General features: G+C 71.2%; 10 protein-coding genes. 7 read left to right on the top strand and 3 right to left on the bottom strand.

From position 1 onward, the window contains the following. The first annotated feature begins 6 nt into the window (after positions 1 to 6). Positions 7 to 153, top strand: a complete 147-nt coding sequence (gene mmpA, locus ACFWXC_RS07760) for a morphogenic membrane protein MmpA (RefSeq protein ID WP_384474676.1) — start codon at positions 7 to 9, stop codon at positions 151 to 153. 4 nt (positions 154 to 157) lie between these two features. On the opposite strand, the gene ACFWXC_RS07765 is transcribed toward mmpA, so the two are convergent. Then, positions 158 to 1,336 (bottom strand): saccharopine dehydrogenase family protein, encoded by a 1,179-nt coding sequence (locus tag ACFWXC_RS07765; RefSeq protein ID WP_384474679.1) that lies wholly within the window; start codon positions 1,334 to 1,336, stop codon positions 158 to 160. A gap of 178 nt (positions 1,337 to 1,514) precedes the next feature. On the opposite strand from ACFWXC_RS07765, the gene ACFWXC_RS07770 reads away from it, so the two are divergent. From ACFWXC_RS07770 to ACFWXC_RS07785, 4 genes are read left to right on the top strand one after another with little or no spacing between them, the layout of a single operon-like run. Then, positions 1,515 to 2,663 carry a CaiB/BaiF CoA transferase family protein gene (locus ACFWXC_RS07770; protein ID WP_384474682.1) on the top strand — a complete coding sequence of 383 codons (1,149 nt, stop codon included), beginning with the start codon at positions 1,515 to 1,517 and terminating at the stop codon, positions 2,661 to 2,663. Continuing rightward, on the top strand, positions 2,663 to 3,676 hold the full coding sequence (locus ACFWXC_RS07775) for an LLM class F420-dependent oxidoreductase (RefSeq protein WP_384474685.1): 1,014 nt from the start codon (positions 2,663 to 2,665) through the stop codon (positions 3,674 to 3,676). The genes ACFWXC_RS07770 and ACFWXC_RS07775 overlap by 1 nt, the downstream gene beginning before the upstream one ends. A gap of 38 nt (positions 3,677 to 3,714) precedes the next feature. After that, the gene (locus ACFWXC_RS07780; protein ID WP_351743409.1) at positions 3,715 to 4,929 is read left to right on the top strand and encodes an acetyl-CoA C-acetyltransferase; all 1,215 of its coding nucleotides are present in this window, start codon (positions 3,715 to 3,717) and stop codon (positions 4,927 to 4,929) included. 40 nt (positions 4,930 to 4,969) lie between these two features. Continuing rightward, positions 4,970 to 7,147 carry a 3-hydroxyacyl-CoA dehydrogenase NAD-binding domain-containing protein gene (locus tag ACFWXC_RS07785; protein WP_384474688.1) on the top strand — a complete coding sequence of 726 codons (2,178 nt, stop codon included), beginning with the start codon at positions 4,970 to 4,972 and terminating at the stop codon, positions 7,145 to 7,147. Positions 7,148 to 7,222: 75 nt separating this feature from the next. On the opposite strand, the gene ACFWXC_RS07790 is transcribed toward ACFWXC_RS07785, so the two are convergent. Beyond that, a complete protein-coding gene (locus tag ACFWXC_RS07790; protein WP_384474691.1) occupies positions 7,223 to 7,948 on the bottom strand; it encodes a MerR family transcriptional regulator in 726 nt (241 codons plus the stop codon). A 263-nt stretch (positions 7,949 to 8,211) separates the two neighbouring features. On the opposite strand from ACFWXC_RS07790, the gene ACFWXC_RS07795 reads away from it, so the two are divergent. Further along, positions 8,212 to 9,666 carry an amino acid permease gene (locus tag ACFWXC_RS07795; protein ID WP_384474694.1) on the top strand — a complete coding sequence of 485 codons (1,455 nt, stop codon included), beginning with the start codon at positions 8,212 to 8,214 and terminating at the stop codon, positions 9,664 to 9,666. Between the two features lie 71 nt (positions 9,667 to 9,737). Here ACFWXC_RS07795 and ACFWXC_RS07800 read toward each other — a convergent pair whose 3' ends face one another. Then, positions 9,738 to 11,207, bottom strand: a complete 1,470-nt coding sequence (locus ACFWXC_RS07800) for a M1 family metallopeptidase (protein WP_384474696.1) — start codon at positions 11,205 to 11,207, stop codon at positions 9,738 to 9,740. A 222-nt stretch (positions 11,208 to 11,429) separates the two neighbouring features. Here ACFWXC_RS07800 and ACFWXC_RS07805 point away from each other — a divergent pair, with 222 nt between their 5' ends. Next, complete coding sequence (locus ACFWXC_RS07805) at positions 11,430 to 13,385, top strand: Xaa-Pro dipeptidyl-peptidase (RefSeq protein WP_384474699.1); 1,956 nt, start codon at positions 11,430 to 11,432, stop codon at positions 13,383 to 13,385. Positions 13,386 to 13,389 lie beyond the last annotated feature (4 nt).

A 13,389-nucleotide genomic window follows, 5' to 3' on the forward strand; every position in this document is an offset into this window, starting at 1 on the left:
TGCCGCATGACCACACAGCATGTCTCCGAGTCCATTGCCGCCTCCGCCCAGCCCGTCGGGCGCACGGTGACGGCCGCGCTGGTCCTCGCCGTGGTGATGGGGTTCGGGTGGGCGGCCGGGATGCTCTACACCGTGATCCAGTGGCAGTCCTAGGGGTTCAGCGGGTCGCCGCCACCCGGAAGCCGATCCCGGCCGCCCGCAGCCGTTCGATCAGCGCGTCGCCCATCGCCTGCGCGGTGGTGACCTGGCCGGCCGTCGCCGGCAGGTCGTCGAAGGCCAGGGACAGCGCGGCCTCGGCGAACATCTTCGCCGTCTCGCCGTAGCCGGGATCGCCGCCCGAGACCTCCGTGAAGACCCGCCGTCCGCCGCCCTCGCCGACGAACCGGACCCTGAACCAGCTGCGGGCCCGCTTCTCCGCGCTCGGCCCCTCCCCGGGCCTGAGCCGGTCCGACAGCCAGCGCCGGGCGGGCGGCAGCTGGGCGGCCGCGGCGACCGCGCCGACGGCCGCGACCCCGCCCAGCGCCACCGGAAGATGCCTGACGGCCGCGTAGTGCCGGTAGCGGAAGTCCGGGCCGTAGCGGTCCAGGGCCTTCGCCGAACGGCGCACGATCTGGGCGTCGATGGTGGGCAGCGGCAGCGCCCAGGCACCGATCTCCCGGGCGAAGCGCGGCGGCCCGGCGGGGGCGGTCGCCCGGCGGCTCATCAGCCGCGGCTCGTGCCGGGCGCGGTCCCGGGCGGCGGCGATCATCTGCCGGGGGCGCGCGAACTGGTCGAGGACGGAGGCGAAGGTGCCGCCGGAGAAGGTCGCGTCGGCGGTCACGAAGCCGTCCACGGTCAGCGGCACGCCCTCGGGCAGCTGACGGACCGTGAAGTACGCGCCCAGGTCGTGCGGGACCGAGTCGAAACCACAGGCGTGCACCAGGCGGGCCCCGGTCTCCCGCGCGCGTGCGTCGTGCCGTACGTACGTCAGGTCCACGAACTCGGGCTCCCCGCACAGGTCCAGGTAGTCCGCCCCGGTGTCCGCGCAGGCCGCGACGAGGTCCTCGCCGTAACGGCCGTACGGACCGACCGTCGTGGCCACCACGCGCGCGTGCTCGGCGAGAGCGCGGATCGTGGCGGGCTCGGCGACGTCGGCGCGCAGCAGCCCGACCTCCGTGCCGGCCGGCAGCCGCTCGCGCAGCGCCTTGAGCTTCCGCTCGTCCCGGGCCGCGACCGCCCACCGCAGGCCCTGGGGCGCGTGGGCGGCGAGGTAGTCGGCGGTGAGCTCGCCGACGAAGCCGGTGGCCCCGAAGAGCACGATGTCGTAGGGACGGTCCGTCGTCTTCAGCCTGCTCATGACACCTCTCGGTCGTGCAACCCGCGCCGTTGTCGGTGGCTGAGGCTAGCGTGAGGAGTGCGGACGCACCCCCACCGGGTATCTTGACTAAGCGCTTGCTCGTCCACCCTTGTGCCCGGTGGAACGTGTTCCTAGCATCGTCGGTGTTACATCAGTTGTGTCAATGACTGGGGGCGGCATGACCACGGCAGGGACGCCAGGACACGGCCCGCTCTCCGGCGTGCGCGTGGTCGAGCTGGCCGGCATCGGACCGGGCCCGTTCGCCGCCATGCTCCTGGCCGACCTGGGCGCCGACGTGGTCCGCGTCGACCGGCCCGGCGGCCCGGGCCTCGCGATCGACCCGGCGTACGACATCACCAACCGCAACAAGCGCTCGGTGCTCGTCGACCTGAAGGCCCCGGACGGACCGGCCCGCGTCCTCGACCTGGCCGAGCGTGCCGACATCCTCGTCGAGGGCTACCGCCCCGGTGTCGCCGAGCGCCTCGGCGTCGGCCCCGAGGACTGCCACGCCCGCAACCCCGGCCTGGTCTACGGCCGGATGACCGGCTGGGGCCAGGAGGGGCCGCTGGCCCACCGCGCGGGCCACGACATCGCCTACATCGCCGTCACCGGCACCCTCGGCATGATCGGGCGCCCCGACGAACCCCCGGCCGTCCCCGCCAACCTGCTCGGCGACTACGCGGGCGGCTCCCTCTACCTCGTCGTCGGCGTCCTGGCCGCGCTGCACCACGCGCGCGCGACCGGCACCGGCCAGGTGGTGGACGCCGCCATCGTGGACGGCACCGCACACCTCGCCGCGATGATCCACGGCATGGTGGCCGCCGGCGGCTGGCAGGACCGGCGCGCCGCCAACCTGCTGGACGGCGGCTGTCCGTACTACGGCACCTACGAGACCGCCGACGGCGGCTACATGGCGGTCGGCGCCCTGGAGCCGCAGTTCTACGCCGAGTTCCTCCGGCTGCTGGGCGGCGTCGACGACCTGGCCGACGCCCGCAAGGACTGGACCCGCTGGGGCGAGCTGCGTGAGCGGGTCGCCGCCCGGTTCAAGGCCCGTACCCGCGAGGAGTGGACGGCCGTCTTCGAGGGCTCGGACGCCTGTGTGGCCCCCGTGCTCTCCCTGGGCGAGGCCCCGCACCACCCCCACCTGGCGGCCCGCGGCACCTTCACCGACCACGGCGGCATCACCCAGCCGGCCCCCGCCCCCCGCTTCTCCGCGACCCCCACGGCCGTGCGCACCGCCCCCGCGCAGCCCGGCGCGGACACCATCGAGGTGGCCCGAGACTGGGCCGTACCCGCCCTGCTCGACGACGACAAGGACACCACCTGATGGAGCTCTCGACCTTCCTCGACTACGCGGGCGGCCCGCGCGCGGCGGCGGACCAGGCGGCCGCGCTGGAGTCGGCGGGCCTCGACACGGTCTGGGTCGCGGAGGCCTACGGCTTCGACTCGCCCACCATCATGGGATACCTGGCCGCCCGTACCGAGCGGATGAAGATCGGCTCCGCGATCCTCAACGTCTACTCCCGCACCCCCGCCCTCATCGCCCAGACGGCCGCGGGCCTCGACGCGATCTCCGGCGGCCGGGCGATCATCGGGCTCGGCGCCTCCGGCCCGCAGGTGGTCGAGGGCTGGCACGGGAAGGCGTACGACAAGCCCCTCGGCCGCACCCGCGAGACCATCGAGCTGACCCGGCGGATCCTGCGCCGCGAGACCATCGACCACCACGGCATCACCGACATGCCCCGCCCCGGCGGCCTCGGCAAGCCCCTGAAGATCCTCACCAGGCCGGTACGCCCCGCCGTCCCGCTCTACGTGGCCTCCCTCGGCCCCGCCAACGTTCGGATGACCGCCGAGATCGCCGATGGCTGGCTGCCCACCCTGTTCATCCCCGAGAAGGCGAAGGACGTCTGGGGGACCCCGCTCGCGGAGGGCGCCGCCCGCCGCGACCCGGCCCTCGGACCGCTCGGGATCGTCGCCGGCGGCCTGCTCGCCATCGGCGAGGACGCGGCCGCCGCCCGGGACCTGGCCCGCCCCAGGATCGCCCTGTACGTCGGCGGCATGGGCGCACCGGGCAAGAACTTCTACAACGACCTCGCCGTCGCCTACGGCTATGAGAAGGAGGCCCGGCTCATCCAGGAGCTGTACCTCGCCGGCCGCCACCGGGACGCGGCGGCCGCCGTACCGGACGAGTTCTGTGAGCTGATATCCCTGTGCGGCCCCGAGGGGTACGTCCGCGAGCGCATCGCCGCCTTCCGCGAGGCGGGCGTGACCACGCTGGACGTGACCCCCGTCGGCCCGGACCCGGCCCGCCTGGTCGAGACCGTCAAGAACTGGCTCTGACCCCTCACCGCCCCGAACCCTCGTTGAAAGGCTTGTCAGTGAGCACCGAAGCGTACGTGTACGACGCGATCCGCACCCCGCGCGGCCGCGGCAAGGCGAACGGCGCCCTGCACGGCACGAAGCCCATCGACCTGGTCGTGGGTCTCATCCACGAGATCCAGGGCCGTTTCCCGGGCCTGGACCCGGCCGCGATCGACGACATCGTGCTCGGTGTCGTCGGCCCGGTCGGCGACCAGGGCTCCGACATCGCGCGGATCGCCGCGATCGCCGCCGGACTGCCCGACACGGTGGCCGGCGTGCAGGAGAACCGCTTCTGTGCGTCGGGCCTGGAAGCCGTGAACATGGCTGCCGCCAAGGTCCGTTCGGGCTTCGAGGACCTCGTCCTCGCGGGCGGCGTCGAGTCCATGTCCCGGGTGCCGATGGCCTCCGACGGCGGCGCCTGGTTCAACGACCCGATGACCAACCTGGCCACCAACTTCGTGCCGCAGGGCATCGGCGCCGACCTGATCGCCACCATCGAGGGCTTCTCCCGGCGGGATGTCGACGAGTACGCGGCGCTCTCCCAGGAGCGGGCGGCGACGGCCGTGAAGGAGGGCCGTTTCGAGCGTTCCGTGGTCCCCGTGAAGGACCGTGCGGGCCTCGTCGTCCTCGACCACGACGAGCACCTGCGCCCCGGCACCACCGCCGACTCGCTCGCCAAGCTGAAGCCCTCCTTCGCCGACATCGGCGAGCTGGGCGGCTTCGACGCGGTCGCCCTGCAGAAGTACCACTGGGTCGAGCAGATCGACCACGTCCACCACGCGGGCAACTCCTCCGGCATCGTCGACGGCGCCTCCCTCGTCGCCATCGGCTCGAAGGAGATCGGCGAGCGCTACGGCCTCACCCCGCGCGCGCGGATCATCGCGGCCGCCGTCTCCGGCTCCGAGCCGACCATCATGCTCACCGGCCCCGCCCCCGCCACCCGCAAGGCCCTCGCCAAGGCCGGCCTCACCATCGACGACATCGACCTGGTGGAGATCAACGAGGCGTTCGCGGCGGTCGTGCTGCGCTTCGTCAAGGACATGGGCCTGTCCCTGGACAAGGTCAACGTCAACGGCGGTGCGATCGCGCTGGGCCACCCGCTCGGCGCCACCGGCGCGATGATCCTCGGCTCCCTCGTCGACGAACTGGAGCGCCAGGACAAGCGCTACGGCCTCGCCACCCTGTGCGTGGGCGGCGGCATGGGCATCGCCACGATCGTCGAGCGCGTCTGAAAACCCCGGCGGAACCAAGAGACCTCACGGAGACCCTCACATGACCGAGAGCACCACCATCCGCTGGGAACAGGACGACACCGGCGTCGTCACCCTCGTCCTCGACGACCCCAACCAGTCCGCCAACACCATGAACGCGGCCTTCGTCGAGTCCCTCGCCGCGGTCGCCGACCGCCTGGAGGCCGAGCAGGACTCGGTCCGGGGCATCGTCTTCACCTCCGCCAAGAAGACCTTCTTCGCCGGCGGCGACCTGCGCGACCTCATCCGGGTCACTCCCGAGACCGCCCAGGACCTCTTCGACGGCGGCCTCGCCATCAAGCGCAGCCTGCGCCGTATCGAGACCCTCGGCAAGCCGGTCGTCGCCGCGATCAACGGCGCGGCCCTGGGCGGCGGCTTCGAACTCGCCCTCGCCTGCCACCACCGCGTCGCCCTCGACACCCCCGGCACCAAGATCGGCTGCCCCGAGGTCACCCTCGGCCTGCTCCCGGGCGGCGGCGGAGTCGTCCGTACCGTGCGCCTGCTCGGCATCGCCGACGCGCTGCTGAAGGTCCTCCTCCAGGGCACCCAGTACAACGCCCGCCGGGCCCAGGAGAACGGCCTGATCCACGAGGTGGCCGAGACGCCGGAGGAGCTGCTGGCCAAGGCCCGCGCCTTCATCGACGCCAACCCCGAGTCCCGGCAGCCCTGGGACACCCCGGGCTACCGGATCCCCGGCGGCACGCCCGCCAACCCGAAGTTCGCGGCCAACCTGCCCGCCTTCCCGGCAAGCCTGCGCAAGCAGACCAACAACGCCCCCTACCCGGCGCCGCGCCGCATCCTCGCCGCCGCCGTCGAGGGCAGCCAGGTCGACTTCGACAACGCCCAGGTCATCGAGGCCCGCTACTTCGTGGAGCTGGCCGCCGGGCAGATCTCGAAGAACATGATCCAGGCGTTCTTCTTCGACCTCCAGGCCGTCAACTCCGGCGCCAACCGTCCGAAGGGCGTCGAGCCCCGCAAGGTCACCAAGGTCGCCGTCCTCGGCGCGGGCATGATGGGCGCCGGCATCGCCTACTCCTGCGCCCGCGCGGGCATCGACGTCGTCCTCAAGGACGTCTCCGCCGAAGCCGCCCGGAAGGGCAAGGCCTATTCCGAGAAGCTGTGCGCCAAGGCCGTCGCCAAGGGCCGTACCAGCCAGGAGAAGGCGGACGCGCTGCTCGCCCGGATCACGCCCACCGCGGACCCGCAGGACCTCGCCGGCTGCGACGCGGTCATCGAGGCCGTCTTCGAGGACACCTCGCTCAAGCACAAGGTGTTCCAGGAGATCGAGTCCGTCGTCGCGCCCGACGCCCTGCTGTGCTCCAACACCTCCACCCTGCCCATCACCGCCCTCGCCGAGGGTGTCGAGCGCCAGACCGACTTCATCGGGCTGCACTTCTTCTCGCCCGTCGACAAGATGCCGCTCGTCGAGATCATCAAGGGCGAGCGTACCGGCGACGAGGCCCTGGCCCGCGCCTTCGACCTGGTCCGTCAGATCAACAAGACGCCGATCGTCGTCAACGACTCGCGCGGCTTCTTCACCTCCCGGGTGATCGGCCACTTCATCAACGAGGGCGTCGCCATGGTCGGCGAGGGCATCGAGCCCGCCTCCGTCGAGCAGGCCGCGGCCCAGGCCGGCTACCCGGCCAAGGTGCTCTCCCTGATGGACGAACTGACCCTCACCCTGCCGCAGAAGATCCGCCGCGAGTCGAAGCTGGCCGTCGAGGAGGCCGGCGGCACCTGGACCGCGCACCCGGCCGAGGCGGTCATCGACCGCATGGTCGACGAGTTCGGCCGCCCCGGCCGCAGCGGCGGCGCCGGCTTCTACGACTACGCCGAGGACGGCAAGCGCGCCGCGCTCTGGCCGGGCCTGCGCGAGCACTTCACGCAGCCGGGCCACGAGATCCCGTTCCGGGACATGCAGGAGCGGATGCTCTTCGCCGAGGCGCTGGACACCGTCCGCCTCCTGGAGGAGGGCGTCCTGACCTCGGTCGCCGACGCCAACATCGGATCGCTCTTCGGCATCGGCTTCCCCGGCTGGACGGGCGGCGTCCTCCAGTACATCAACGGCTACGACGGCGGTCTGCCGGGCTTCGTGGCCCGCGCGCGTGAGCTGGCGGAGACCTACGGCGACCGGTTCACCCCGCCCGCACTGCTGGTGGCGAAGGCGGAGAAGGCGGAAACCTTCACGGACGGCCGCTGACCGGTCCGTTCCCCTCGGTGACACACCACAGGCCGGACGCCCGGGAGGCGTCCGGCCCGGTCCTGGTCCCGGCCCTCAGGAGGACCCGTCCTCCTGAGGGCCGGCGAGCCACTGGTGCACCTCCTGCCTGAGCGAGCGCTGGAAAGCCGTCAGGAGCGCCTGCACCACCAGCGGCTGCATATGGGCGGACAGGGACTTCACGTCCTGCTCGGTCCGCTCCGCCACCTCGGCCCGGAAGAGTTGCGAGAGCGCGTGGGCGGCCGCACGCGAGTGCTCGATCAGCACCGTGCGCGCGGCCAGGATCGCCTTCTCGGACAGCGGTACGTCCAGGAGCTGTACGGCGAGCCGGAGCAGGCCCGGGTCGATCCGGTAGCCGTCCCCGTCGGGCCGTACGACGTCCATCGCGACGAGCCGCTCGACGTCCCCCTCGTCCAGCTGCCGCCCGGCCCGTCGCCGCAGTTCCCCGGCGGTCACCGTCTCCTCGGTGTCCGGGGCCCAGGAGGCGACCACGGCGCGGTGGATGGCCAGGTCGTGGTGGCTCAGACCCGGCGGCAGCCGGTGCAGATAGCGTTCGATCGCCGCCAGCGTCATGCCCTGGTGCTGAAGCTCCTCGATGAGCGCCAGCCGGGCCAGGTGCTCGGGCCCGTAGTGCCCCACCCGGCGCGCACCGATCTCCGGCGGCGGGAGCAGCCCCTTGGTGCCGTAGAACCGGACCGTTCGGACCGTGGTGCCGGCCCGGGCGGCCAGTTCGTCGATCGTGAGCGCCGGCTGCCCGGACTCGCTGTCGGTGTCGGTCGTCATGCGGAGCAGTATCGCTGTCACAGCGGCACTGTGACACCGGGGTGGGCGCGAGCCGCACGCTCATCTGTTCAGCTGATCTTCACTTACATGTCATGATCTCAATCTTGTGAGAAGCGCCGCTCTGTGACCTATGCCATCGCATAAGCCCAGGTGGCCGGGGGAAGGTGGCCCCTTGGTCTGTGCCCACCAGCGAGCGCGCCGACCGAGTACGTCCGGACACCCGAGCGCGACCCGCTCGGGCGCACCAGAGAGTGGAACCACCTGTGAGCAAGAACGCCGTGGACACGGCACAGGCCGTCGCCACCCGGACCGATGCGGCCCAGACGCCCGCGGACGCGGGCGACGCCGGCTACAGCAAGGACCTCAAGGCCCGGCACGTCAACATGATCGCCATCGGCGGCGCGATCGGTACCGGCCTCTTCCTCGGCGCCGGCGGACGCCTCCACAACGCGGGCCCGGCGCTCGCCCTCGCCTACCTGGTCTGCGGAATCTTCGCCTTCTTCGTCGTCCGCGCCCTCGGCGAGCTGGTCCTGTACCGCCCGTCGTCCGGATCCTTCGTGTCGTACGCGCGTGAGTTCCTCGGCGAGAAGGGCGCGTACGTCGCCGGCTGGATGTACTTCCTGAACTGGTCGACGACCGGAATCGCCGACATCACCGCGATCGCGCTCTACACGCACTACTGGAGCATGTTCACCAGCATCCCGCAGTGGACGCTCGCGCTGATCGCCCTGGCCGTGGTCCTGGCGGTGAACCTCATCTCGGTGAAGATCTTCGGCGAGATGGAGTTCTGGTTCGCGATCATCAAGGTCGCGACCCTGGTCGGCTTCATGCTGATCGGTATCTTCCTGCTGGCCACCCAGCACAAGGTCGACGGCCAAACCCCGGGCCTGAGCGTCATCGGCGACCACGGCGGTGTCTTCCCGCACGGCCTGATGCCGGTCGTCCTGGTCATGCAGGGCGTGATCTTCGCGTACGCGGCCCTGGAACTGGTCGGCGTCGCGGCGGGCGAGACCGCCGAGCCGGCGAAGGTCGTCCCGCGCGCGGTGAACTCGATCATGTGGCGCGTCGGCATCTTCTACGTCGGCTCGGTCGTCCTGCTGGCCCTGCTCCTGCCCGGCTCGGTGTACTCGGCCGACCAGAGCCCCTTCGTGACGGTCCTCTCCAAGATCGGCGTCTCGGGCGCCGGTGACGTCATGAACCTGGTGGTCCTGACCGCGGCGATGTCCTCCCTCAACTCCGGCCTCTACTCCACGGGCCGCATCCTGCGCTCCATGGCGGTGGCCGGCTCGGCCCCGAAGTTCACGGCCCGTATGAACCGCAGCCAGGTACCCTACGGCGGAATCCTGCTGACCTGCGCCGTCTGCGTGCTCGGTGTCGGCCTGAACTACCTGATGCCCAGCCAGGCCTTCGAGATCGTGCTGAACGTCGCCTCCCTCGGCATCATCAGCACCTGGGTGATCATCATGCTCTGCCACCTGGTCTTCGTCCGCCGGGCGAAGGCGGGCCTGGTCGACCGCCCCTCGTTCCGCCTCCGCTTCAGCCCGGTCACCGAGATCGCCACGATCGCCTTCCTGCTGGTCTGCCTCGGCATGATGTGGAAGGACCCGGAGGTGGGCCGTAAGACCCTCCTCCTCATCCCGCTCATCGCCGCACTGCTGGTGGCGGGGTGGTTCGGCGTACGCCGCCGGGTGGTCTCCGGTGACTCCAGCGCCCTCTGAGGCGCGCGGGGGCTGCGCGACCGACCACGACGGACCCGCAGCCCCTCCACCCCGCCGAATCCGGCAGACGCCTAGTGCACGTCGTTCGTCGCCGCGATCTTCTTCCACGACTTCGGCTGCACAGGCGCCCCCGCGGCCTTGAGCGCGGGCGCCGCCGGCTTCGACGGCTGGAACAGCCACGCGTCGAACAACGCGGACAGTGGCTTCCCGGACACCTTCTCGGCGTACTCCTGGAAGTCGGCCACCGAGGCGTTCCCGTACGCGTGCTCCTTCGGCCACCCCTTCAGGATCGCGAAGAACGCGTCGTCACCGACCTCGTTCCGCAGCGCCTGGATCGCCAGTGCCCCCCGGTCGTAGACAGCGATGTCGAACTGGGCGTCAGGGCCGGGATCCCCCGGCTTCACCGTCCAGAACGCGTCGTCGGCCGGATGCGACGCGTACACGTAGTCGGCGAGTTCCTGCGTCGTGCCCTCGCCCTCGTGCTCGGACCACAGCCACTGGGCGTAGCGGGCGAAGCCCTCGTTGATCCAGATGTCCTTCCAGCCCTTGAGGGAGACGTCGTCGCCGTACCACTGGTGCGCCAGTTCGTGCACCACCACGGAGGTGTTGGAGCCGTTCGCGAACTGCCTGGGGCTGTAGTACACGCGGGTCTGTGTCTCCAGCGCGTACCCGGTCGTCGTGTTCGGCACATACCCGCCGGCCGAGCTGAAGGGGTACGGCCCGAAGTAGCCGGAGAGCCAGTCGACGAGCTCCCCGGTGCGCTCCACGCTCGCCCGTGCCGCCCCGTCGTTGTCGCCGAGGTCCTTGCTGTAGGCGTTGATGACCGGAACGCCGCCCTCGGAGGTGCTCGTCGTGATGTCGAACTTCCCGACGGCCAGCGTGGTCAGATAGGTCGCCTGCGGCTTGTTCTGCCGCCAGTTGTAGCGGGTCCAGCCGAGCTTCGAACTCGTCGACTGGAGCAGGCCGTTGGAGATGACCTGGGTGCCGTCGGGGACGGCCACCGACACGTCGTAGGTCGCCTTGTCCAGCGGGTGGTCGTTGCTCGGGTACCACCACCAGGCGGCCTCGGGCTCGTCCGCCGCGACCGCCCCGTCGGGGGTGCGGTGCCAGGTGCTGAAGCCGTACGCGCTCTTCGTCGACGGCACCCCGCTGTAGCGGACGACGACGGTGACCTGCGTACCCTTCGCCAGCGGCGACTTCGGGGTGACGACCAGCTCGTGCTGACCGGACGTGGTGAAGTCCGCCTTCGCCCCGTTGACCCGCACCTCGCTCACGTCGAGGAGGAAGTCCAGGTCGAAGCTGGACAGGTCCTGCGTGGTGCGCGCCAGGATCGTCGCCGTACCGGCCAGCTCGTCGGTGGCCGGCTGGTACTGCAGGCGCAGATCGTAGTGGGAGACGTCGTAACCGCCGTTGCCGTAGTACGGGTAGTAGGGGTCGCCGATGCCCGGTGCGCCGGGGCTGGAGCTCGCGGCCGATGCCGGGATCGCCAGCAGGAGGGAGGCGGCCGCGAGTGCGCCCGGCGCGAGGATTCTGCGGTGCAAAAGAACTCCAGGTCGGTAGGGGGCCGAGGCGCGCCCGCCACACCGGGACGGGAACGCCAAGTCGATGGAGCACGGAACTGTTCGGAGCCTATTGAGTCCCTGTGACCCCTCGCCTGTCCACGGCCCCTGCTGTCACACGATCGCCATTCGGCCGCAATCAGATCTGCCGGTCCCTCAGGCGCTCTCTTCTGTACAGGAGTTGCCCGGGGTAGCGTCCGCCGCATGCCGAAACGCACGCGCTTCACGATCTGGAGACCGTTCGTCCTCGCGGCCGTCGCAGCCCTGACGGCCGCCTTCCTCAGCCCGGTCGCGGCCCAGGCGGCCGGAGCGGCCCCGCGCGAGAGCCGGCCGGTCTACTCCTACGCCGACGCCATCCGCGAGGCCGTCTGGGTGGACACCGGCCTCGACTCCGACGGCGACGGGAAGACCGACCGGGTCGCCGCCGACATCGTCCGGCCCGCCGAACCCGCCGCGCAGGGCCGCAAGGTGCCGGTCATCATGGACGCCAGCCCGTACTACTCCTGCTGCGGACGCGGCAACGAGAGCCAGCTCAAGACGTACGACGCCGCCGGGAACGTCGTCCGGATGCCGCTGTTCTACGACAACTTCTTCGTGCCCCGCGGCTACGCCGTCGTCGGCGTCGACCTGGCCGGCACCAACCGTTCCGACGGCTGTGTCGACGTCGGCGGCCGCTCGGACATCCAGTCCGCGAAGGCCGTCGTCGACTGGCTGAACGGCCGTGCCAAGGCCTACAGCAGCCGTACCGGCACCACCACGGTCAAGGCGAGCTGGACCAACGGGAAGACCGGCATGATCGGCAAGAGCTGGGACGGCACCATCGCCAACGGCGTCGCCGCCACCGGCGTCAAGGGTCTCAAGACGATCGTCCCGATCAGCGCCATCTCCTCCTGGTACGACTACTACTTCGCCCAGGGCGCCCCGCTCTACGACTCCGGGCCCGACTGGCTGGCCGGCGCGGTGGAGAGCGACGCGGCCTACGCCAAGTGCGCCGCCGTCCAGCAGAAGCTCGTCGACGGCGCGCCGCGCACCGGCGACTGGACCGGCCTGTGGACCGAACGGGACTACGTCAAGGACGCCTCCAAGGTGAAGGCGAGCGTCTTCCTCGTGCACGGCATGCAGGACCTCAACGTCCGCACCAAGCACTTCGGCCAGTGGTGGGACGCGCTCGCCAAGAACGGCGTCGAGCGTAAGATCTGGCTCTCCCAGACCGGCCACGTCGACCCCTTCGACTACCGGCGCGGCGCCTGGGTCGACACCCTGCACCGCTGGTTCGACCATGAACTCCTCGGCTACGACAACGGCATCGACCGCGACCCGATGGCCGATATCGAACGCCACCCCGACCAGTGGGTGACCTCCGCCGTCTGGCCGCCGCGCGGCACCGCGGCCACCACCCTGCGCCCCGCCGCCGGTACCCAGGCGGGTGTGGGCACCCTCGGCCTGAGCCGGAGCTCCGGCACCGAGACGTTCACCGACGACCCGAAGCAGAGCGAGACCGACTGGGCGGCCCAGATCGCCACCCCGACCTCCGACAAGGCCGGTTTCCTCACCGCGCCGCTCACGCACGACCTGCGGCTGTCCGGCTCCTCCAAGGTCACCGTCACCGCCGCCCCGACCACCTCGACGGCCCACCTGACCGCCGTCCTGGTCGACCTCGGCCCGGACACCGTCCGGGACTACGCCGACGCCGCCGAGGGCATCACCACCCTCACCGACCGCACCTGCTGGGGCGAGAGCACGGCGGGTGACAGCGCCTGCTTCCTGAAGACCGCGGCCAAGACCAAGGCCGTCGACTACACGGTCTTCAGCCGCGGCTGGGCCGACCTCGGCACCTACGCCGACCCCGGCAAGGGCGTCCCGCTCACCCCGGGCAAGAAGTACACGATCACCCTCGACCTGGCGGCCACCGACCATGTCGTACCCAAGGGGCACCGCCTGGCGCTGATCGTCGCGGGCACGGACAAGGACCTCATCGATCCGCCGTCCAGCACCCCGACGCTCACCCTGGACCTGTCCCGCACCGCGGCCAGTGTCCCGCTCGTCGGGGGAGCGACGGCGTTCGCCCGCGCGACCTCCGCGCGCTGGACCGCTCCCGAGGCGGGCGCCCTGACCGGCGTACGCGCCCCGCACAAGGCGCTGCGCGTCCCGGTGAGCTGACCGT

Source organism: Streptomyces sp. NPDC058683 (assembly GCF_042716195.1).
Lineage (GTDB): Bacteria > Actinomycetota > Actinomycetes > Streptomycetales > Streptomycetaceae > Streptomyces.